The organism is Chromobacterium sp. CCUG 30098 (assembly GCF_059916605.1).
Window position 1 is genome coordinate 363,607 of record NZ_JAUCGS010000003.1, and the last position, 20,154, is coordinate 383,760.

Consider the following 20,154-nt stretch of genomic DNA (forward strand, 5'->3'; position numbering starts at 1 on the left):
GCGACATGTTTTTATGTCGAATTTGTGTTCTAATGCCGCCTTTTTTTCATGCGCGCGCACTGGCGCAAAGTCCCGCTTCAGTTGACTCCGGTCAAGCGGTTTGAAGAAAGCATGCCCAGCTTGCGGGCGAGGCCCTCTATCATGGGCGCTTTTTCAGCCGTATCAGTCTGAATGCGAACGGAACTGGCCAGGCCAATTCCGCCGGCGCCATCGCATGAACGTAAACATGCGCGCGCGGCGCGCCCGTCAATCGGCAGGCCCGATGGAGACCAAGCCTTGAGCAATACCAATTTAGACAGCAAGACCAAGACCCGGGCGCTGGGCGTATGGATGTGCACCGCCTTGGTGGTGGGCAATATGATCGGCTCCGGCGTGTTCCTGCTGCCCGCGTCGCTGGCGCCGTTCGGCGGCGTGTCGATGATAGGCTGGCTGCTCACCGCCGCCGGCGCGATCTGCCTGGCCTTGGTGTTCGCCCGACTGGCGGCCATCCTGCCCAAGGAAGGCGGGCCGTACGCCTATATTCATGAAGCCTTCGGCGGTTTCGCCGGCTTCTGGATCGCCTGGGGCTACTGGATTGCGCTGTGGGCCGGCAATGCGGCCCTGGCGGTGGCCGCCACCAGCTATATGCAGGTATTCGTTCCGGCGCTGGGCCACAATAATGTGTTGGCCGGCGTGTTCGCCATCAGCCTGATCTGGATCGTCACCTGGATCAACAGCCGCGGCGCGCGCAGTTCCGGCCTGGTGGCGGTGACGACCACCTTGCTCAAGCTGTTGCCGCTGGCCGCCGTCACCTTCATCGGCTTTTTCCACATGCAGCCGGACAATATCGTGTTCAACCCTCACGACAAGCCGCTGCTCAGTTCGGTGTCCGCCACCATGGCGCTGACCTTGTGGGCCTTCCTGGGGCTGGAATCGGCGTCGGTGCCGGCAGGCGACGTGATCGAGCCGGAAAAAAACATTCCGCGCGCCACGGTGCTGGGCACTCTGATCGCCACCGTGCTCTACATCCTGTCCACGGTGGCCTTGATGGGCTTGATGCCGCCGGCGATGCTGGCCGCCTCCCAGGCGCCCTTTGCCGACGCCGCCCGGCTGATGTGGGGCGATTGGGGCTATTACCTGGTGGGTTTCGGCGCCATCGTGTCCTGCTTCGGCGCGCTCAACGGCTGGAGCCTGATGCAGGCGCACGTGCCGGCCGCGGCCGCGCACGACGGTCTGTTTCCCCGCCGTTTCGCCCAGATGAACCGCGAGGGCGTGCCCATTTTCGGCCTGCTGCTGTCCAGCGGGCTGGTGACGGTGCTGATGGCGATGAAGTACGCCGGCGGCGACGGCGGCGTCAAGATTTTCGAGTTCATCATCCTGCTGGCCACCGCCACCACTTTGCTGCCCTACGCCTTTTGCTCGATGGCCTTGCTCGCCATCATGCTGATGCGCCCCCAGCAGTTCCAGCGCAAGGACTTCCTGGCGCCGCTGTGCTTCGCCGGCGTGGGTTTCGCCTATTCGGTCTGGGCCTTGTACGGCTCCGGCGCCGACATCGTGATGTGGGGCATGATTCTGCTGCTGCTGGGCTTGCCGGTCTATGTCTGGCAGGTGAAGGAGCGTTACGCCGATCCTTCATGAAGGAGAGGCGATGTCGGATCCCAAACGCGGCTTAGGCCGCGTTTTCTTTTTGCGCAAGCCTATCGTCATGAGTCAACGGGCTTGCCTATGCCGCCGGCTGGTGGCCTACTAGGGCGCTTTGCTTTCAGACCGGGAGTTGCCATGAGGATAAGCGCCGCCGATCACGCGCTCGTCGCCATCGATTTCACCTATCCGCTGCCGGACGCGCAGACGCTGGCGCGGATGCGGGCGGAGAACGCGCCCTGCGCGCTTGAGCGCGCGGACGGCCTGTTTCCGGAAAACAGCTATTACCGCGCCGGCCGCAAAGGCTGCGCCGAAGGCATGTCGGCGCGCTCCTTTGTCGCGCGCCGTTTGCGCGAGACGGCGGCGCGGCTGGCGCCGGAGTACGGCTTGCTGCTGTTCGACGCCTACCGTAGCCGTGAAACCCAGGCGGATCTGTTTCAGATGGTGCTGGACGATGTGCGCGCCGCGCACCCGGACTGGGACGCGGCGGCGGTGGAGCGGCAGGCGCGACTGTTCGCCGCCCACCCGGACGACACCGCCCGTTTCGCGGTGTTGCCGCACAATTCCGGCGGCGCCGTGGACCTGGCGATCTGCCGGATGGACACGGGCGAGATCTGCGATTTCGGCACGGCCTTCGACGCGGCGGAGCCGGCGTCGCGCACCGATTTCTTCGAAGCGCCGCATGATCCGGCCCTGGGTTTTTCCTCCGAGCGCTGGCTGACGGTGCGTCACAATCGCCGCGTCTTGTTCAATCTGATGAAGCAGGCCGGTTTCAGCAATTATGCCGAGGAATGGTGGCATTACGATCTGGGCGACTGCCTGTGGGGGCAGGCGCTGGGCGTGGATTGGATCTATCCGTCGATGGAGGCCGAGCCGGAGAGGCCGGCCTGATCGCCAGGGCCGCCGCGCGGGCGCAGCGGCCCATGGCCTGGCGCTAGCCGGTCAGCGCCTTCAACCAGACCAGCGCGGCGCTGGCGCCCGCGTCCGGCACGCCCAGCGCCCGTTCGCCCAGATAGCTGGCCCGGCCCAGGCGCGGCCGCATGGAGGCGGTTGCCGCGCAGCCGCGCTCCGCCGCTGTCAGCGCCGAACGCCAGGCCGTCTCCGGAGCCTGTCCGGCGTCCAGGGCGGAGGCGAAAGCGTCGGCGGCGGGGGACAAGGCGTCCAGCATGGTGCGGTCGCCCACTTGCGCACCGCCCAGTTCCGCGACGGCGGCGACGCCGTCCAGAAAGGCGGCCGCCCAGTCCTTCGGGGTGGGCGGGGTCGTCGTGTCCAGCCGCCGCGCCGCGCGCAGCAGGGCGGTGGAGTAGAAGGGCCCGGAGCTGCCGGCGATGGCCTGGCGCAAGGCCTGGCCGACCGCGCGCAGCGCCGTGGCGGGGTCGCTCCAGGCGCTGTCGGGCAAGGCCCGGATCGCGGCCGCGCCGCGCTGCATGCTGACGCCCAGATCTCCATCCCCGGCGGCGCCGTCCAGTTCGGTCAACAGCGGCTCGGCGGCGTCCAGCGCGTCGGCCGCGGCCCAGGCCGCGGCGCGCAAACGGGGATCGGCCGCGGCGGCCGAGGGCGTGAAAGCGTCGCGCGGCGGCGCGGCGCGCAGCTGGCGTTGCGCCGGCAGACGGCCTGAGCCGGGCCAGGCCGGCGCCAGGGTGGTTTGATCCAGCCAGTTGAGGCGCTGTTCGTCCAGCGCCATCAGGGACAAGGAGCAGCCGGGCATTTCCAGCGCGGTCATGAAGTTGCCGCTCCAGGCGCGTTCCACCTGTAGGCCGCGCAGGCGCAGATGCGCCAGCGCGGCGCGGGCGACGATGGCCAGCTCCATCGGCGGCGTGCCGCCCAGGCCGTTGACCAGCAGCGCCACCCTGTGTCCCGAACGCCAGCCGCGGTCTTGCAAGATGGCGTCCAGCAGCGTCGCGCACAAATCGGCGGCCGATGGCGTCGCCACGCGGCGCACGCCGGCTTCGCCGTGTATGCCCAGGCCCAGTTCCGCCTCCCCGCTGTCCAGTTGAAAGCCCGGGCGGCCGGTGGCCGGCACCGTGCAGGCGCCCAGGCCCACGCCCATGGTGGCCACCTGTTCCGCAGCCTGCCGCGCCGCGGCGGCGACCTCGGCCAGGCCGGCGCCGGAGGCGGCCGCCGCGCCGGCGATCTTGTGCACCAGCACCGTGCCGGCGATGCCGCGCCTGCGCGCCGGCTCCACGGTGTCGCGAAGCGCCACGTCGTCGGCCACCACCACGCTGTCGACGGCGATGCCCTCGGCGCGGGCCAGTTCCGCCGCCAGGCCGAAGTTGAGCCGGTCGCCGGTGTAGTTCTTGACGATGAGCAGCACGCCCTTGGGGCCGGCGACGGCGCGGATCGCCGCCAGCACGGTGTCTACGCTGGGCGAGGTGAACACGTCGCCCACCGCGGCGGCGTCCAGCATGCCGTGGCCGATGTAGCCGGCGTGGGCCGGTTCGTGGCCGCTGCCGCCGCCGGAAATCAGCGCCACCTTGTCGCGCAGGCCGCCGGCGGGAAGGTCCGCCCGCAGCAAGACATTTTCTTCCTCGAGCAGCGCCAGGCCGGGCAGGGTGTCGGCCAGGCCTTCCAGCATCTCCCGCGCCACATGGCGCGGATCGTTGATCAGTTTTCGCATCGCGGTTTCCTTTCCAGATCGGATAGAGATCGTGCTTGGTCAAGATGGATGTCATCTTACGATCAGCGCCGGCGCAATGGGGTGGTCATCTATTTTTTGATCGATAAGGAAATGAAATATGTTCGTAATCGATCTTAAACGAAGCAATGCTGGTTCAATGTTTTGCGGTTTCGAATATTTTAAGTCATTGTTTAAGTTGAAGATAAACACGGCTTGCCAAGCCCCGGTCCAGCAACCATAATCTGGCTCGTCATGCAGGAGAGAGTGGCCGTCCGCGCCACCGCCGAAGGCGCAAGCGCACCCGCAATCGCTCAGGCAAAAGGACTGCATCATCGGACTGGCCGCAGCCAGTTCGCCGAATCTGGAGAGCGGCATCCGCGGATGCCCACCGAAGGGGCTAACGGCCGCAAGGCCGGAAAATCTCAGGTGCAGGGACAGAGGGGTGTAGGGAATAGAGCAACACTACACGCTTTTGCTAAGGACGCACCGATGACGGCCCCGAAACGCACCCCCCTGTTTGAATCCCATATCGCCGCCGGCGCCAAGATGGTCGATTTCGCCGGCTGGGAAATGCCCATCCATTACGGCTCCCAACTCAAGGAACATGAGATCGTGCGCAGCGACGCCGGCATGTTCGACGTTTCCCATATGACGGTGCTGGACATCAGCGGCCCGGACGCCAAAGTCTGGCTGCAGCGCTTGATCGCCAACGACGTGGCCAAGCTCGGCTTCGAAGGCAAGGCGCTGTATTCCGGCATGCTCACCCCCGACGGCACCGTGGTGGACGATCTGATCGTCTATCTGACCTCCTACGGCTACCGCATGGTGATCAACGCCGGCACCACCGACAAGGACCTGGCCTGGATGGAAGGGCGCAAGGCGGATTTCGACGTGGACATCAAGGTGCGCCGCGATCTGTCCATCCTGGCGGTGCAGGGCCCGCAGGCCATCGCCAAGGTCTGCGCGGTCAAGCCCGAGCTCGCCGACGTCATCCAGGCCTTGAAGCCCTTCCAAGGCCAGCCCGCCGGCGATTGGTTCTATGCCCGCACCGGCTACACCGGGGAAGACGGCCTGGAAGTGATGCTGCCCGGCGTTGAGGCCGCGGCCTTTTTCCAGCAACTGCAGGCCGCCGGCGTGGCGCCGATAGGCCTGGGCGCGCGCGACACGCTGCGCCTGGAGGCCGGCATGAATCTCTACGGCCACGATATGGATGAAACCGTTTCCCCGCTGGAGGCCGGCATGGGCTGGACCATCGCCTGGGAACCGGCGGAGCGCGATTTCATCGGCCGCAAGGCGCTGGAGGCGCAGAAAGCCGCCGGCCTGAAAACCAGGCAAGTGGGCCTGGTGCTGGAAGGCCGCGGCGTGCTGCGCGAAGGCCTGAAAGTGGTGGTGGAAGGCGTAGGCGAGGGCGTGATCACCAGCGGCACCTTCTCGCCCACCCTCAAACACTCCATCGCGATCGCGCGCGTGCCGGCCGGCACCGGCGATACGGCGCTGGTGGACCTGCGCGGAACCTTGACCGAGGTGCGCGTGGTCAAAATGCCGTTCGTGCGCAACGGCAAAAAAGTTTTCGCCTGAGCGGCGTGCTTGGGCAGGCCGCGCGACGCGGCCGGGAATATCGTTTAAGACCTGGATTTGACTGGAGACACTCATGAGCAACATCCCCGCCGAACTCAAATACGTTGAAAGCCACGAATGGCTGCGCCTGGAAGCCGACGGCTCCGTGACCGTGGGCATTACCGAGCACGCGCAGGAACTGCTGGGCGACATCGTTTTCGTCGAATTGCCGAAAGTGGGCGCCAAGCTCGCCAAGGAAGAGCAGGCCGGCGTGGTGGAGTCGGTGAAAGCCGCTTCCGACATCTACTGTCCGATTGCCGGCGAAGTGCTGGCCATCAACGAGGAACTGGAAGCCGAACCGGAACTGGCCAACGGCGAGCCCTACGGTGCTGGCTGGTTCTTCAAGATCAAGCCGGCGGATCCGGCGGACCTGGACGCCCTGATGGACGCCGCCGCCTACGCCAAGGAAATTGGCGCCTGATGGTGAAAACCGCCTCGCAGTCCTAATCGGCCGCGAGGCGTTTTTTTCGCCCGGATATCCAGCAACACCCGATTGGCCGCGCAAGCCGCGGCGCGGACGGCAAGCACAGAAGGTCCCGTACTCATGTCTCTCTCCGAACTTTTCAACCGCAAAGAATTCATCTCCCGCCACATCGGCCCGTCCGACGCCGAGCGCGAGCAAATGCTGGCCGCCATCGGCGTGGCCTCCATCGATGAACTGGTGGCGCAGACGCTGCCGGCCGACATTCACCTGAACCGCAAGCTGGAGCTGCCGGATCCGATGCCGGAAGCCGAGGCGCTGGCCGCGCTGAAGGCCGTCGCCGCCAAGAACGTGGTCAATAAATCCTTCATCGGCCAGGGCTATTACCCGGTGCTGACCCCGACGGTGATCCTGCGCAATCTGCTGGAAAACCCGGGCTGGTACACCGCTTACACTCCGTATCAGGCCGAGATCGCCCAGGGCCGTCTCGAAGCCTTGCTGAACTTCCAGCAAATGGTGATAGACCTGACCGGTCTGGAACTGGCCAACGCCTCCTTGCTGGACGAGGCCACCGCCGCCGCCGAGGCGATGGCGATGGCGCGCCGCGTGTCCAAGGCCAAGTCCGGCCGGTTCTTCGTAGACAGCCGCGTGCTGCCGCAAACCCTGGACGTGATGCGGACCCGCGCCAAGTACTTCGGCTTCGAGCTGGTGCAGGGCCATCCGGAAGAGGCGGGCAAGGGCGAATACTTCGGCGCCCTGTTCCAATATCCGGGCGAAGCCGGCGACCTGATCGACCTGACCCCGCACATCGCCGCGGTCAAGGCCAAGGGCGCGGTGGCGGTGGTGGCCGCCGACATCATGGCCTTGGTGGCGTTGAAATCGCCGGGCGAGATGGGCGCGGACGTGGCCATCGGCAATACCCAGCGCTTCGGCGTGCCCATGGGCTTCGGCGGCCCGCACGCCGCTTACTTCGCCTTCAAGGACGAGATGAAGCGCTCTGCGCCGGGCCGCATCATCGGCGTGTCGGTGGACGCCAAGGGCAAGACCGCGCTGCGCATGGCGCTGCAGACCCGCGAGCAGCATATCCGCCGCGAAAAGGCCAACTCCAATATCTGCACCAGCCAGGTGCTGCTGGCCAATATCGCCGGCATGTACGCGGTGTACCACGGTCCGGAAGGCGTCAAGCGCATCGCCGCCCGCATTCACCGCCTGGCGGCCATTTTCGCCCACGCGGTCAAGGCCGCCGGCGGCAAGCTGGTGTTCGACCGCTTCTTCGACACGGTGCAGGTTGAGGCGCCCAAGGCCGAGGTGGTGTATCAGGCGGCGCTGGCCGCCGGCTACAATCTGCGCCGCGCCGGCGGCAATGTGCTGGGCGTCGCCTTCCACGAGGCGGCCAGCGAGGCCGATCTGGCTCGTCTGATCGAAATATTCACCGGCAAGAGCGCCGACATCGCCGCGCTGGACGCCGCGGCCGCCGACGCGATTCCGGTCGGACTGAAGCGCGAATCCGCCTTCATGAGCCACCCGGTGTTCAACACCCATCATAGCGAGCACGAGATGCTGCGCTATATGAAGAAGCTGGAAAGCCGCGATCTGGCGATGAATCATTCGATGATCTCGCTGGGCAGCTGCACCATGAAGCTGAACGCCACCAGCGAAATGATTCCGATCACCTGGCCGGAGTTCGCCAATATGCATCCGTTCGCCCCGCGCGAACAGACGGTGGGCTATCTGGAAATGATCGCCGGCCTGGAAACGCAGCTGCGCGCGATCACCGGTTTCGACATCATTTCGATGCAGCCCAATTCCGGCGCCCAGGGCGAGTACGCCGGCCTGCTGGCGATCAGCCGTTACCATGAGTCGCGCGGCGACGGCCAACGCAATATCTGCCTGATTCCGCGCTCCGCCCACGGCACCAATCCGGCCACCGCGCAGATGATGAATATGCAGGTGGTGGTGGTGGATTGCGACGAGGCCGGCAACGTCGACGTTGCGGATCTGAAAGCCAAGGCCGAGCAGCATTCGGCTCAGCTGGCGGCGCTGATGATCACCTATCCGTCCACCCACGGCGTGTTCGAGCAGCCTATCCGCGAAATCTGCGCGATCATCCATCAGCACGGCGGCCAAGTGTATATGGACGGCGCCAACCTCAACGCCCAGGTGGGCTTGTGCCGTCCGGCCGACATCGGCGCCGACGTGTCGCACATGAACCTGCACAAGACCTTCTGCATCCCGCACGGCGGCGGCGGCCCGGGCATGGGCCCCATTGGCCTGAAAGCGCATCTGGCGCCCTTCATCGCCAACCACGTGGTGGCCTCGGTGCCCACCGCCCAGCCGGGCCAGACCGCGGTGTCGGCGGCGCCGTTCGGCTCCGCCTCCATCCTGCCCATCTCCTATATGTATATCGCGATGATGGGCGCGGAAGGCATGAAGCAGGCCACGGAGAACGCCTTGCTGTCCGCCAACTACGTGGCGACGCGGCTGGCCGAGCATTTCCCGGTGCTGTACACCGGCGCCAACGGCCGGGTGGCTCATGAGTGCATCATCGATCTGCGTCCGCTCAAGGCCGCCAGCGGCGTGACCGAAGTGGACGTGGCCAAGCGGCTGATGGATTACGGCTTCCACGCGCCGACCATGAGCTTCCCGGTGCCGGGCACGCTGATGATTGAGCCGACCGAGTCCGAGCCCAAGGTCGAGCTGGACCGCTTCATCGCGGCGATGGCGGCTATCCGTCGGGAAATCGACCAGGTGCAGAACGGCGTGTGGCCGGCGGACAACAATCCGCTGTGCAACGCGCCGCACAGCAAGGCCGACATCGCCGGCGACTGGCAGCGTCCGTACAGCCGCGAAACCGGTCTTTTCCCGCTGGACTATGTGCTGGAAAACAAGTTCTGGCCCAGCGTCAACCGCATCGACGACGTATACGGCGACCGCAATCTGGTGTGCAGCTGCCCATCCACCGACAGCTACGCCTGATCCGCGCAGGCGGACGCCAAACCACCCCGGCCCTGGCCGGGGTTTTTTTACGCGTCGACGCGTCGATACGGCACTGGAGTTGAGTGGATATGCGACTATCATATTTAATGAGGAATATGACGGCAGTCTTGCCGCCCTTGATCCGCGAACCCCACCGATAGGAGGCTGCGTTGGCGTTGAACGCGCAGGTTGCGATTGCCGCACCGGATTTCCAGCTGCTGTTCGAACGGGCCCCCGGCCTGTATTTAGTGCTGGATACCGATTTCAACGTCATCGCCGCCAGCGATATTTACCTGCAGACGACCTTGACCCGGCGCGAGTCCATCCTGGGGCGCAATCTGTTCGACATCTTTCCGGTCAATCCCGCCGAGCCGGAAGGCGAGGGCTCGCGCAATCTGCGCATTTCTTTGCAGCGCGTGCTGGCCACCGGGGTCGAGGACAGCATGGCGATGCAGAAATACGATATTCCGCGGCCGGACGGCAGTTTCGAAGAGCGCTATTGGAGTCCGACCAACTGGCCGGTGAAGCGCGCAGACGGCAGCGTGGCCTGCATCATTCACAGCGCGCAGGACGTCAGCGAGTTCGTGCGCCTGAAACGGAGCCAGCCGCAGCAGAGTCAGCCGGCGGAATGGCGGGAAATGGACGCGGCGGCGCTAGAAGCGGAAATGGTGAACCAGCATGCGCAAATCGCCCGGGCCAACACCGATCTGAAGGAATCCAATAACGAGCTGGCCCGCTTGAATCAGCAGATGCGCGAGCTGGATCAGATGAAGACCCGCTTCTTCGCCAATGTCAGCCATGAGTTGCGCACGCCGCTGACCCTGATCCTGGGTCAGGTAGAACGCTTTTTGACAGGCCAGGCCGAGCCGGAGGAGAGCCCCAATCTGCTGATGATCCAGCGGCAGGCGCGTATGTTGCTGCAGCAGGTCAACGATTTGCTGGACGTGGCCAAGCTGGACGCGGGGGAACTGAAGCTGCGCTACGCGCAGCTGGACCTGGCCGAGCTGGTGCGTCACGTGGCCTCTTATTTTACTTCGCTGGCCAGCGACCGGCATATCGACTATCAAGTGGCGGCGCCGAAAACGGCGTCGGCGCAGGTGGACGCGATCAAATTGCAGCGCGTATTGCTGAACCTGCTGTCCAACGCCTTCAAGTTCACGCCGGACGGTGGCCGCATTCAGATTGCGCTGGAGCTGAGAGGAAGCCAGGCCGGCATCCGGGTGCAGGACAACGGGCCCGGCGTGCCGGCCGAGATGCGCGACAAGGTGTTCGAGCGCTTCGTGCAAGTGGAGGACGGCGATTACGGCCGGCACGGCGGCACCGGGCTTGGCCTCGCCATCGTCAAAGAATTCATCGAGCTGCACCATGGCAAGGTGAGCTTGTTCGCCGCGGAGGGCGGCGGCGCCTTGTTCCGCCTCAGCCTGCCTCTGTTGGCGCCGGCGGGTGCGCCGATAGAGTCGGAAGACTTGCGTCTGGACGATTTGCTGGCCGGCGGCGCGGTGCCCGCGCCCGCGTCGCCGCAGGCCGAGGGGGGCTCCGCGCCGGACAAGGGCGCCCAGGCGTTGGTGCTGCTGGTGGAGGACAACATCGATATGAGCGCCTTCATCGCCGGCGCGCTGGGCAAGCATTATCGGGTGATGACGGCGCCGGAGGGTGGCCGCGGCCTGCGTTTGGCGCAGAGCGAGCAGCCGGACCTGATCATCAGCGATCTGATGATGCCGGGAATGGGCGGAGAAGAGTTTGTGTCGGCTTTGCGCGGCAACCGTCAGACCGAGGACATCCCGGTGGTGATGTTGTCGGCGCGCGCCGACGATTCGCTGCGGCTGCGTATGCTGCAGAACAGCGTGCAGGAGTTCTTGTTCAAACCGTTTTCGGTGGCGGAGTTGCTGGCGCGGGTGGGGCGCTTGATCGGCGAGCGCCGCCGCTCGGCGATGCGCTTGAAGCAGGCGCTGTACGCGGCGGAACAAATCGCCTGGGAGCTGGACCTGGGCGACGGGGTCTTGCACGAAGAGGGGCCGGTGGGGCGGATTTTCGGGCGGGCAGAGGATTATCGTCACGACAGTCTGGACGCCTTGCTGGCGCAAATCCATCCGGAGGACCTGGACGAGTTGCGCCGGCGTTGGCAGGCCTTGCCGGCCGAGGCCGGAGAAAGCCTGCACGAGTGTCAGTTTCGCGTCGCCCTGCCGGAGGCGGGGCAGGTCTGGATGCAGGTGAGCGCCAGCCTGTGGCGGGACGAACAGGGGCGGCCGCGGCGCGCGATGGGCTTTGCCCGCGACGTGTCCACGCTGAAGCGTTCGCAGCTCAATATCGAGTTTCTCGCCAAGCACGACAGCCTGACTCAACTGCCCAACCGCGTGCAGTTGAACGAGCGGCTGCAATGGAGCTTGAAGAATCATCGGCGCTCAGGGCGGAGCCTGTATCTGCTTTTGGTGGACCTGGATGATTTCCGCTTCATCAACGACAACCTTGGGCATGAGGTGGGGGACCGCCTGTTGCGCATCGTGGCTGAACGCTTGCGCGCCTGCGTGAGCGGCCACGATCTTTTGTTCCGCATCGGCGGCGACGAATTCGTCGCCTTGGCCGAGAACGCCGCCGACGGCGCGGCCGACAGCCTGGCCGAGCAGGTGCTGGCGGCGCTGGCGGCGCCGTACCAGGACGGAGACCACCGCTATTTCCTGTCCGCCAGCATCGGCATCAGCTGCTATCCCTGCGACGCGGATACGCCGGAAGGGCTGATGCGCGATGCGGATATGGCGATGTACCGCGCCAAGTACGCGGGCAAGAACGGTTATTGCTTCTTCTCCGAGGATATGGCGGACGGCGTGCGCCAGCGCCTGCAAGTGGAGACCGGCTTGCGTCAGGCCTTGCAGCGACGGGAGCTGCGGCTGGAGTACCAGCCGCAGATGACGCTGCGCAGCCAGGACATGCTGGGGATGGAGGCGCTGTTGCGTTGGGAGCTGGACGGGCGCAAGCAGTCGCCGGCGGAGTTCATCGCCATCGCCGAAAAAACCGGCCTGATCATCGATATCGACGAGTATGTGTTTCGCAATGTCTGCAGCCAGGTGATGGCCTGGAGAGGGCAGGGTCTGCCGCCCTGGCGCGTCAGCGTCAATCTGTCGGCGCGCTTCTTCGGCTTGCCGGACGCCGTCGCGCGTTTGCGCGCGATCGCCGAGGAAAGCGGCGCGCCGCCGGAGCAACTGTGCCTGGAAATCACCGAGGGCACGCTGATGGACGCGGACAGCGCGATGAAGGCCTTGCCGACGCTCAAGCGCATGGGCTTTCACATCAGCGTGGACGACTTCGGCACCGGTTTTTCCTCGCTCTCCTATCTCAAGCGGCTGCCCATCGATGAATTGAAGATAGATCGCAGCTTCATCATGCGGCTGGACAGCGACGAGCGCGATCTGGCCATGGTGGCGGCCATCGTGTCCATGGCGGAAAGCCTGAGCCTGCAAGTGCTGGCCGAGGGCGTGGAAACCGAATCCCAGCACGCCTTGCTGCTGGCGCGCGGCTGCCATAGCGGCCAGGGCTATCTGTATTCGCGCTCCTTGCCCCCCGAGGAGCTGGTGTCCTGGTGGCGCGGCCGTTTCGAGTGTTTCACGGGGCGGGCGGATTGATGCCCGGCGCCGTTTCGCCGGGCAGCCAGCGCCGGTACAGCGCGGCGAAACTGCCGTCGCGCTTCATCTCGTCCAGCGCCTGTTGCCAGGCCTTGATCACCGCGTCCGGGGTCTGACGGGAAAAGGCGATGTAGCCGTAGGTGTGGGAAAAGGTCAGCGCCTTGCGTACTTGGGCCGGGTCGAAGCCCTGCTGGCGCAATTGATGCGGCAAGGTGGTGTTTTCGCTGACGATGACGTCGGCGCGCTTGCGCATCAACATGGTCAGCAACTGGTCCGGCGTGGCCACGGTGGCCAGGTTGGAGAAGTTCTGCGCGCTCAGCAGCTGTTGCAGATACCAGTCTCTCACCACCATGATTTGCGGCAGTTTGCGGGCGTCGTCCAGCGTTTGCAGTTTGATCGGGCTGTCGCGCCTCACAAACAGGCAGCCCAGGGTTTCGGTGACCGGGCCCACCCACTTGAACATGCGCTCCCGTTCCGGGGTGCGGTTGGTGTTGAACAGCACGGTGTTCGGCTGCTGTTGCGCTTGGCGATAGCCGCGCGCCCAAGGCACCACGGCAATGGGGTCGTGGTTGCCGACGCGGCGTTGTATCCCTTGCACCACTTCCACCACCAGGCCGGCGGCCTTGCCGTCTTGCTCGAAAGTCAGCGGTGGGTCATCCTCGGTCAGGATGTCCAGCGCAGGGCCCGGCGCCGCGCGCAGCGGCGCGGCGACAAAGCTGGTCAAAAACAGGGCAAGCAGGCAGTGGCGGCGGTTCATGTCGATGGCGCTTTGTATTCTGGCTGTCCGCTTTGACTGTAGCGGCAATTTGCGCCGGGCTCAAACTCCATCCTTGGCCGTGTCGCGAATATGAATATGCATAATCGATGGTTTGTTTTTTTCGCTTATTCGCTTAACCTTCGTTTCTGATACTGAAGATGCCATGCAGTTTGATGAGGAAATGCCGATGAACAAGCAATTGACGCTGTTGGCCCTGGCCCTGGCGCCTACCCTGGCGCTGGCCGCGCGCCCGTTGACGGTGTGCACCGACGCCAATCCGGAAGGTTTCGACGTGGTGCAGTACAACTCCCTGGTCACCACCAACGCGTCGGCGGACGTGCTGATGAACCGCCTGGTGGAATACGATCCGGCCGCCCGTAAAGTGGTGCCGGGCCTGGCCGCGTCTTGGCAGGTCAGCGACGACGGCCTCGGTTACACCTTCAAGCTGCGGCCCAATGTGGCCTTTCACTCCACCGATTACTTCAAGCCTGGCCGCAAGCTGACGGCCGACGACGTGGTGTTCACTTTCGAACGCATGCTCAATCCGGCCCATCCTTGGTACAAGAGCGCGCCGAACGGCTATCCGCACGCGCAATCCATGCAGTTTCCCAAGCTGATCAAGGCGGTGCAGAAGGTGGACGCCAATACTGTGCGTTTCGAGCTCAACTATCCGGAAGCCACCTTCCTGTCCAGCCTGACCATGGGCTTCGCGTCCATCTATTCGGCCGAGTACGCCGGGCAGTTGCAGGCTGCCGGCCGCCAGGCGGACTTGAACGCCAAGCCAATCGGCACCGGGCCCTTCGTCTTCCGCAGCTTCCAGAAGGACGCCGTGGTGCGCTACGCGCCTAATCCGGCTTATTGGGGAGCCAAGCCCAAGGTCGGCGCGCTGATTTACGCGATCACGCCGGATTCGGCTGTGCGCGCGCAGAAGCTGAGAGCCGGCGAATGCCAGCTGGCCTTGTCGCCCAAGCCGCAGGACGTGCTGGCGGCCAAGGCGGATCCCAAGCTGCGGGTTCTGCAAACGCCGGCCTTCATGACCGCCTTCGTCGCCTTCAACAGCCAGAAAAAACCGTTGAACAACCCCTTGGTGCGGCAAGCGCTCAACCTGGCTTTCGACAAGAGCTCTTATCTGAAAACGGTGTTCGACAATACCGCCACCGCGGCGGACCTGCCTTATCCGCCGAATACCTGGAGCTACAACAAGGGGGCCAAGCCCTATCCTTACGATCCGGCGCGCGCCAAGAAACTGCTGGCCCAAGCCGGCTATCCCGACGGTTTCGAAACCACGGTGTGGGTGCGGCCCAGCGGCAGCACGCTGAACCCCAATCCCAAGGCGGGCGCGGAGCTGCTGCAATCCGACCTGGCCAAGATCGGCGTCAAGGTGCAGATCAAGGTGATTGAGTGGGGGGAGCTGATCAAGCGCGCCAAGGCCGGCGAACATGAGCTATTGTTCATGGGCTGGGCCGGCGACAACGGCGACCCCGACAACTTCTTGACCCCGCAGTTTTCCTGCTCGGCGGTGCAGTCCGGCACCAATTTCGCTCGCTTCTGCGACGCCAAGCTGGACAAGCTGATCAGCGACGGCAAGAAGAGCAGCGATTTCGCCCAGCGCGCCAAGCTGTATCTGGCGGCGCAGAAGTTGATCCAGGAGCAGGCCTTGTGGCTGCCCTTGGCCCACCCCACGGCGTACGCCTTGGCGAGCAAGGATTTGAGCGCTTACGCCGTCAGTCCGTTCGGGCGGGTGGACTTTGGACGAGCGCAGTTGAATTGAGCTCGGCGGGCCGGTTGTCGACGGCCGGCCCGTCAGGCTTTGTCAGCATAAGCGAGGAAATGCCGGTTAATGTTCGAATACGAACTTGCCTGTGCATATTTCCCCTCTTTAAGTAATTCAACATCGTATTTTTGTTGAAATGTTGTTTTAACGTATTTATTTTTTCGATTAGAAACTAGCTGCTTTCTAAGGGCGACGTTGCTTGAGTATCTGCTTGTTATCTTGAGGCGGGTCGTCAAGCGGAGAAGACCGGCGGGGAAGGCGTGACGATGTCGATGACGGTCGCCGAGCATCGTCATTGCTATGGCGCGTTTTTGTTCACATCCGCGGCGATCTTGCCGCTAATTTCGCGCGTTGCGCGGACGCCACTCCGGCGGCGAGTCCATGCTGGGGGCGTCTGGCAAGACAGTAAGACGCGCAAAATGTTCCAAATCATCAAAACTACGCAATTTAATAATAGTAATTTTAATATTTGCGACCTCTTTTTAAGAGTTATTGGGAAATAACTTTAAAAAGAACAGCATTTTTCCGGCTATCCCTAGTTGAAACTACTCACTGGCCTATTTAGCGTGCGCTCGCCCTCGCTTATGGCAAAAGTTTCGCGTATCATCAGACCTTGGTTGGGATAAACATGACATAAGAATATAATGCAAACTAGACGAACACAACAAAGTCGTAGGGAGTCCACCATTGGGAAACTGGTGGAAGCGGCCATCGAGTGTCTGCTGGAGTTTGGCTATCACGGTACCAGCGTGCAGCTGATCTGCAGCCGGGCCGGCGTCTCCCAGGGAGCCCTATTCCGCCATTTCGCCACCAAGAACGAACTGATGTTGCCGGTAGGGCGCAAGGTAGTCGACGATATTTTCGAGGCCGGCCTCAAGCTGGCGGCGGAAATGTCCAGCACGATGCCGGAGGAGGAACGGATCGTCGCGCTGATGAAGGCGCTGGTGCTGTCGCCGCGTCACATCGTACTGATGGAACTGCTGATGGCGGCTCGCACCACCGCCGATCTGCGGGAAATCTTCCTGGCCAGTTCCAGCAACTACTTCCGCGACCGCTTCGTCGCCATGATGGCCTCGCTGTTTCCGCGTTACGCCATTTCCACCGGCTTCTTCGCCACCTTGCTGACCATGATGACCACCTTCCACGGCATGGCCTTGTACCGGATGCTGAACGAGCATCCCGAAGGCGACAAAATGCGAGAACAGTGGTTGCAGACCGCTCTGCGCAGCGAGCTGGAACGCATTCGCGCCGAAGGCGCGGACAGCCGGAATCCTTTATACCAACTGCCGTTTTAAGAAGCTGTTCAAAGTCCGCCGCACGCTGCGAGACGCGATGAGGCGAGCGCCGTTTCGAAACGCAGATGCGCGTATGCGCATAGCGCTTGCTCGGCGGTTTTCGTCTCCGCTCGCGAGCCCGTGAACGGGCTTCAAGCCTATCCCCTGCCGGCCGGCGGAAACTGAAGCTTGACGCTGAGGCCGCCGCCGGCGTTGCGGCTCAACTCCACGGTCGCCCCATGTCGGTGGGCGATCTCCCTGACGATGGCCAGGCCCAGGCCGCTGCCGCTGCTGGCGGCGCCGGCGATGCGGTAAAAACGCAGCCATACCTTGTCTTGTTCCGCCTCGGCGATGCCGGGGCCGTTATCGTCGACGCGCAGCCACGGCGCCGGCAGCGCCCCGGCCGCGATCGTGATCCGCGAGTCGCCGTTGCCGGAATGATAGCGGATGGCGTTGTCCAGCAGATTGCCCAGCAATTCCCGCAGCAGACCGGCGTTGCCGCGCACCCATACCGTTTCCTCCCCTTCGTAACCCAGATCCGCACCCTGGCCATGAGCCCAGGGTGCTTGTTCCAGCGCCCATTCCCTGATCCAGGCGGCCAGGTCCATATCGTCCAGTTCGATGGCCTGGCCGTTGTCCGGCTCCACCCGCGCCAGTTGCAATAGCTGGTGCACGCCGTGACTGGCGCTGTCCAGCGAGGCGAGCAATTTGTCCAGCTGCTGGCGCAATGAGGCTTCCAGCGTCTGGCGTCGCGCCAGCTCCGCCTGCGTCCGCATCACCGCCAGCGGCGTCTTCAACTGATGGGCGGCGTCGTCGATGAAGCGGCGGCGCGCCGCCTGCAATTTATGCCAGCGCACGCCCTGCTGATTCAGCGCGTCCACCAAGGGCGTCAACTCGGTGGGCAGCTCGCGGCTGGGCAGGGGGCTGAGATCGGTTTCCTTGCGCGCCACCACATTGCGCGACAAGCGGCGCAAGGGCCGCAGGCTATGGCCGACCGCCAGCAGCACGATGGCGAGCATGATGACACCGAGCAGCGCCTCCTGCGCCAGGGAGCCGATGAGCAGGGTGCGCGCCAGCTGCTCCCTGGACTCCGGGGTTTCCGCCACCTGTATCCACACGTCCTGGCTGCGCAGCGTGCTCATGTCGCGCACCGACAGCCTCAAGGTCAGCAAGCGCAGCGTTTCGCCGTGGTAGGAAATGTCCATGTAATCGGGCTGGTAGCGGATGGTTTCGCGCCGGCGCGGAGGCGGCAGCGGCAGGTCGTCGTAACCGGTGAGCAGCGCGCCGTCCGAGCGGCTGACGCGGTAGAACACCTTGCCGGAGGCGTTGGACTCGAACATTTGCAAGGCGAAATAGGGAATGTCCACGCTGACGGCGCCGTCGTGGGCGGCGACGCCGTCGGCGATGGCGCGGCCGGAGCTGAGCAGCATGCGGTCGAAGGCGGTGTTGGCCGCCTGCAAGGCGCGGTCGTAAGTCATCCAGCCGTCCAGCGCCAGCATCAGCAGCAGCGGAACGGACAGGCCGAGCAGCAATTGTTTGCGCAAGCTGGCGGGTTTGAGGCGGGAGAGGGCGAGTCGCATTTACGGTGTGGTCAATAGATAGCCCAGCCCGCGCAAGGTGACGATGGAAACCGGCTGGCCGGCCAGCTTCTTGCGCAAGCGGTGCACATAGATTTCGATGGCTTCGGCGCTGCCGCTTTCGTCCAGGCCAAAAATCTTTTCCGACAGCTGGCTTTTGCCTATGGCCTTGCCGCCTTGCAGCATCAGCACTTCCAGCACCGCGTGCTCGCGCGGCGTCAGGTGCAGCGCGTCGCCGCTCAGCTGAAACTGGCGGCCGACGCTGTCGTAGCTGAGGGGGCCTAATTCCAGCTGCGGACTTTCGCGGCCGTGGCTGCGGCGGATCAGCGCGCGCACCCGCGCTTCCAGTTCGTTGAGGTCGAAGGGCTTGGCCAGATAGTCGTCGGCGCCCAGGTCCAGCCCGCGCACCCGTTCTTCCACCGAGCCGTGCGCGGTCAGGATCAGCACCGGCAGCGTTTGCTTGCGGGCGCGCAGCCGGCGCAGCACCTCCCAGCCGTTGAGCTTGGGCAGGTCCAAGTCCAGGATGGCCAGCGCGTAATCCTGGGTGCGCAGCACATGATCGGCGTCGCTGCCGTTGAGCATGCAGTCCACGGCGAAACCGGCCTGGCGCAAGGCCTGGGCCAGTGATTCGGACAGGGCCGGATTGTCTTCCACCAAGAGCAGGCGCATGGTTGGGTCACTGAAAGCGGATTGAAAGCTTTACTCTAATATCATGGCTGGGGAAGCGAAGCCAATAGAGCTGCGCGATTCGAAAGATGTCGCGAACATCTTCATCTACCTAGGAGCAACACCATGAATAGAGTCAGAAGCTTGTCCGCGCTGTGCTGCGCGCTGGGTTCCGCCGCCGCCTGGGCGGCCGTGCCCGCCGGCTATCCCGCCAGTTATCAGAATCTGGTGGACGCCGCCGTCAAGGAGGGCAAGGTGGTGGTGTATTCGGCCACCGACAGCGCCGCGGCGCGGCCCCTGATCAAGGATTTCCAGGCCTTGTATCCCGGCGTCAAGGTGGAATACCACGATATGAACAGCACCGAGATCTACAATCGCTTCATCAGCGAGAACGCCGCCAGCAGCGCCAGCGCCGACGTGGTGTGGAGCTCGGCGATGGATCTGCAAGTGAAGTTCGTCAATGACGGCTACGCCGCCAGCTACGCTTCGCCGGAGGCGGCCAATCTGCCGTCCTGGGCGCATTATCAGCAGCAGGCCTACGGCACCACTTACGAGCCGGTGGCCATCGTCTACAACAAGCGCTTGCTGAAGCCGGAGGACATCCCGCAGACCCGCGCCGATCTGGTGCGCATCCTCAAGGCGAATCCGGCTCGCTTCAAGGGCAAGGTCACCACGTACGATGTGGAGAAGTCCGGCGTCGGCTTCAACTTCCTGACCCAGGACGTCCGCCATAACGCCAACGGCGCCTGGGAACTGGCGCGCGCGCTCGGCGCCAGCGGCGTCAAACTGCAAACCTCCACCGGCGCGATGATGGAGCGGATTTCCTCGGGCGAAAACCTGATCGGCTACAACATCCTCGGTTCCTACGCTTACGCCAAGGCGAAGAAGGACCCGGCCATCGGCTATGTCTATCCCAAGGATTACACCCAGGTGGTCAGCCGGCTGGCCATCATCTCCAAGAAGGCGCGGAATCCCGGCGCGGCGAGGCTGTGGCTGGACTATTTGCTGTCCAAGCGCGGCCAGAGCGTGCTGGCCAACCAGTCCGAGCTGTTCTCGCTGCGCAGCGACGTGAGCGGCGCGGCTTCCATCGCCGCCTTGAACCAGCAATTGGGCGGCAGCGCCAAGCCCATCCAGGTGGGCACCGGCCTGCTGGTCTATCTGGACCAGGCCAAGCGGCTGGATTTTATGCGTCAGTGGCAGCAGGCGCTGAAGAAATAGCGTCCCCTTCCGGCCGTTGC

Annotated in this window: 13 protein-coding genes and 2 riboswitches; of the genes, 9 read left to right on the top strand and 4 right to left on the bottom strand. The window is 64.2% G+C overall.

Annotation, left to right across the window (positions count from 1 at the left end):
- Positions 1–276: 276 nt before the first annotated feature.
- Both QUG03_RS09950 and QUG03_RS09955 read left to right on the top strand, forming a co-directional pair.
- A complete protein-coding gene (locus tag QUG03_RS09950) occupies positions 277–1,617 on the top strand; it encodes an amino acid permease (RefSeq protein WP_227107177.1) in 1,341 nt (446 codons plus the stop codon).
- 141 nt (positions 1,618–1,758) lie between these two features.
- Positions 1,759–2,511 carry a M15 family metallopeptidase gene (locus QUG03_RS09955; RefSeq protein ID WP_486636704.1) on the top strand — a complete coding sequence of 251 codons (753 nt, stop codon included), beginning with the start codon at positions 1,759–1,761 and terminating at the stop codon, positions 2,509–2,511.
- Between the two features lie 43 nt (positions 2,512–2,554).
- Here the strand turns inward: QUG03_RS09955 and QUG03_RS09960 are convergent, their stop codons facing one another.
- On the bottom strand, positions 2,555–4,237 hold the full coding sequence (locus tag QUG03_RS09960) for a dihydroxyacetone kinase family protein (protein ID WP_500819918.1): 1,683 nt from the start codon (positions 4,235–4,237) through the stop codon (positions 2,555–2,557).
- A 245-nt stretch (positions 4,238–4,482) separates the two neighbouring features.
- Positions 4,483–4,574, top strand: a riboswitch (glycine riboswitch).
- Between the two features lie 14 nt (positions 4,575–4,588).
- Positions 4,589–4,685: riboswitch (glycine riboswitch) on the top strand.
- Between the two features lie 41 nt (positions 4,686–4,726).
- On the opposite strand from QUG03_RS09960, the gene gcvT reads away from it, so the two are divergent.
- From gcvT to QUG03_RS09980, 4 genes are all read left to right on the top strand, one after another.
- Positions 4,727–5,815 (top strand): glycine cleavage system aminomethyltransferase GcvT, encoded by a 1,089-nt coding sequence (gene gcvT, locus QUG03_RS09965; protein ID WP_227107183.1) that lies wholly within the window; start codon positions 4,727–4,729, stop codon positions 5,813–5,815.
- Between the two features lie 73 nt (positions 5,816–5,888).
- Positions 5,889–6,275: a glycine cleavage system protein GcvH gene (gcvH, locus tag QUG03_RS09970; RefSeq protein ID WP_107798347.1), complete on the top strand. Its 387-nt coding sequence runs from the start codon at positions 5,889–5,891 to the stop codon at positions 6,273–6,275.
- A gap of 123 nt (positions 6,276–6,398) precedes the next feature.
- A complete protein-coding gene (gene gcvP / locus QUG03_RS09975) occupies positions 6,399–9,251 on the top strand; it encodes an aminomethyl-transferring glycine dehydrogenase (RefSeq protein ID WP_500819919.1) in 2,853 nt (950 codons plus the stop codon).
- Positions 9,252–9,427: 176 nt separating this feature from the next.
- Positions 9,428–12,868 carry an EAL domain-containing protein gene (locus QUG03_RS09980; protein ID WP_500819920.1) on the top strand — a complete coding sequence of 1,147 codons (3,441 nt, stop codon included), beginning with the start codon at positions 9,428–9,430 and terminating at the stop codon, positions 12,866–12,868.
- On the opposite strand, the gene QUG03_RS09985 is transcribed toward QUG03_RS09980, so the two are convergent.
- Complete coding sequence (locus QUG03_RS09985; protein ID WP_370646609.1) at positions 12,849–13,625, bottom strand: substrate-binding periplasmic protein; 777 nt, start codon at positions 13,623–13,625, stop codon at positions 12,849–12,851. The genes QUG03_RS09980 and QUG03_RS09985 overlap by 20 nt on opposite strands.
- Before the next feature lie 187 nt (positions 13,626–13,812).
- On the opposite strand from QUG03_RS09985, the gene QUG03_RS09990 reads away from it, so the two are divergent.
- Both QUG03_RS09990 and QUG03_RS09995 read left to right on the top strand, forming a co-directional pair.
- A complete protein-coding gene (locus tag QUG03_RS09990; RefSeq protein ID WP_500819921.1) occupies positions 13,813–15,396 on the top strand; it encodes an ABC transporter substrate-binding protein in 1,584 nt (527 codons plus the stop codon).
- Positions 15,397–16,043: 647 nt separating this feature from the next.
- Positions 16,044–16,694 (top strand): TetR/AcrR family transcriptional regulator, encoded by a 651-nt coding sequence (locus tag QUG03_RS09995; RefSeq protein WP_107798352.1) that lies wholly within the window; start codon positions 16,044–16,046, stop codon positions 16,692–16,694.
- 137 nt (positions 16,695–16,831) lie between these two features.
- Here QUG03_RS09995 and QUG03_RS10000 read toward each other — a convergent pair whose 3' ends face one another.
- Together QUG03_RS10000 and QUG03_RS10005 are read right to left on the bottom strand one after the other, a co-directional pair.
- Complete coding sequence (locus QUG03_RS10000) at positions 16,832–18,253, bottom strand: sensor histidine kinase (RefSeq protein WP_488906291.1); 1,422 nt, start codon at positions 18,251–18,253, stop codon at positions 16,832–16,834.
- Positions 18,254–18,919: a response regulator gene (locus tag QUG03_RS10005; RefSeq protein ID WP_107798354.1), complete on the bottom strand. Its 666-nt coding sequence runs from the start codon at positions 18,917–18,919 to the stop codon at positions 18,254–18,256.
- A gap of 123 nt (positions 18,920–19,042) precedes the next feature.
- On the opposite strand from QUG03_RS10005, the gene QUG03_RS10010 reads away from it, so the two are divergent.
- Entirely contained in the window at positions 19,043–20,134 is a 1,092-nt protein-coding gene (locus QUG03_RS10010; protein ID WP_107798355.1) for an ABC transporter substrate-binding protein, read from the top strand.
- Positions 20,135–20,154: the final 20 nt, after the last annotated feature.

Excerpts from the sequence above, each read along its gene's own strand:
- QUG03_RS09990 (WP_500819921.1), top strand. The coding sequence starts at position 13,813 with ATGAACAAGCAATTGACGCTGTTGGCCCTGGCCCTGGCGCCTACCCTG.
- gcvP (WP_500819919.1), top strand. The coding sequence starts at position 6,399 with ATGTCTCTCTCCGAACTTTTCAACCGCAAAGAATTCATCTCCCGCCAC.
- QUG03_RS09985 (WP_370646609.1), bottom strand. The coding sequence starts at position 13,625 with ATGAACCGCCGCCACTGCCTGCTTGCCCTGTTTTTGACCAGCTTTGTC.
- QUG03_RS10010 (WP_107798355.1), top strand. The coding sequence starts at position 19,043 with ATGAATAGAGTCAGAAGCTTGTCCGCGCTGTGCTGCGCGCTGGGTTCC.
- QUG03_RS09955 (WP_486636704.1), top strand. The coding sequence starts at position 1,759 with ATGAGGATAAGCGCCGCCGATCACGCGCTCGTCGCCATCGATTTCACC.
- QUG03_RS09960 (WP_500819918.1), bottom strand. The coding sequence starts at position 4,237 with ATGCGAAAACTGATCAACGATCCGCGCCATGTGGCGCGGGAGATGCTG.
- gcvT (WP_227107183.1), top strand. The coding sequence starts at position 4,727 with ATGACGGCCCCGAAACGCACCCCCCTGTTTGAATCCCATATCGCCGCC.
- QUG03_RS09995 (WP_107798352.1), top strand. The coding sequence starts at position 16,044 with ATGCAAACTAGACGAACACAACAAAGTCGTAGGGAGTCCACCATTGGG.
- QUG03_RS10005 (WP_107798354.1), bottom strand. The coding sequence starts at position 18,919 with ATGCGCCTGCTCTTGGTGGAAGACAATCCGGCCCTGTCCGAATCACTG.
- gcvH (WP_107798347.1), top strand. The coding sequence starts at position 5,889 with ATGAGCAACATCCCCGCCGAACTCAAATACGTTGAAAGCCACGAATGG.
- QUG03_RS10000 (WP_488906291.1), bottom strand. The coding sequence starts at position 18,253 with ATGCGACTCGCCCTCTCCCGCCTCAAACCCGCCAGCTTGCGCAAACAA.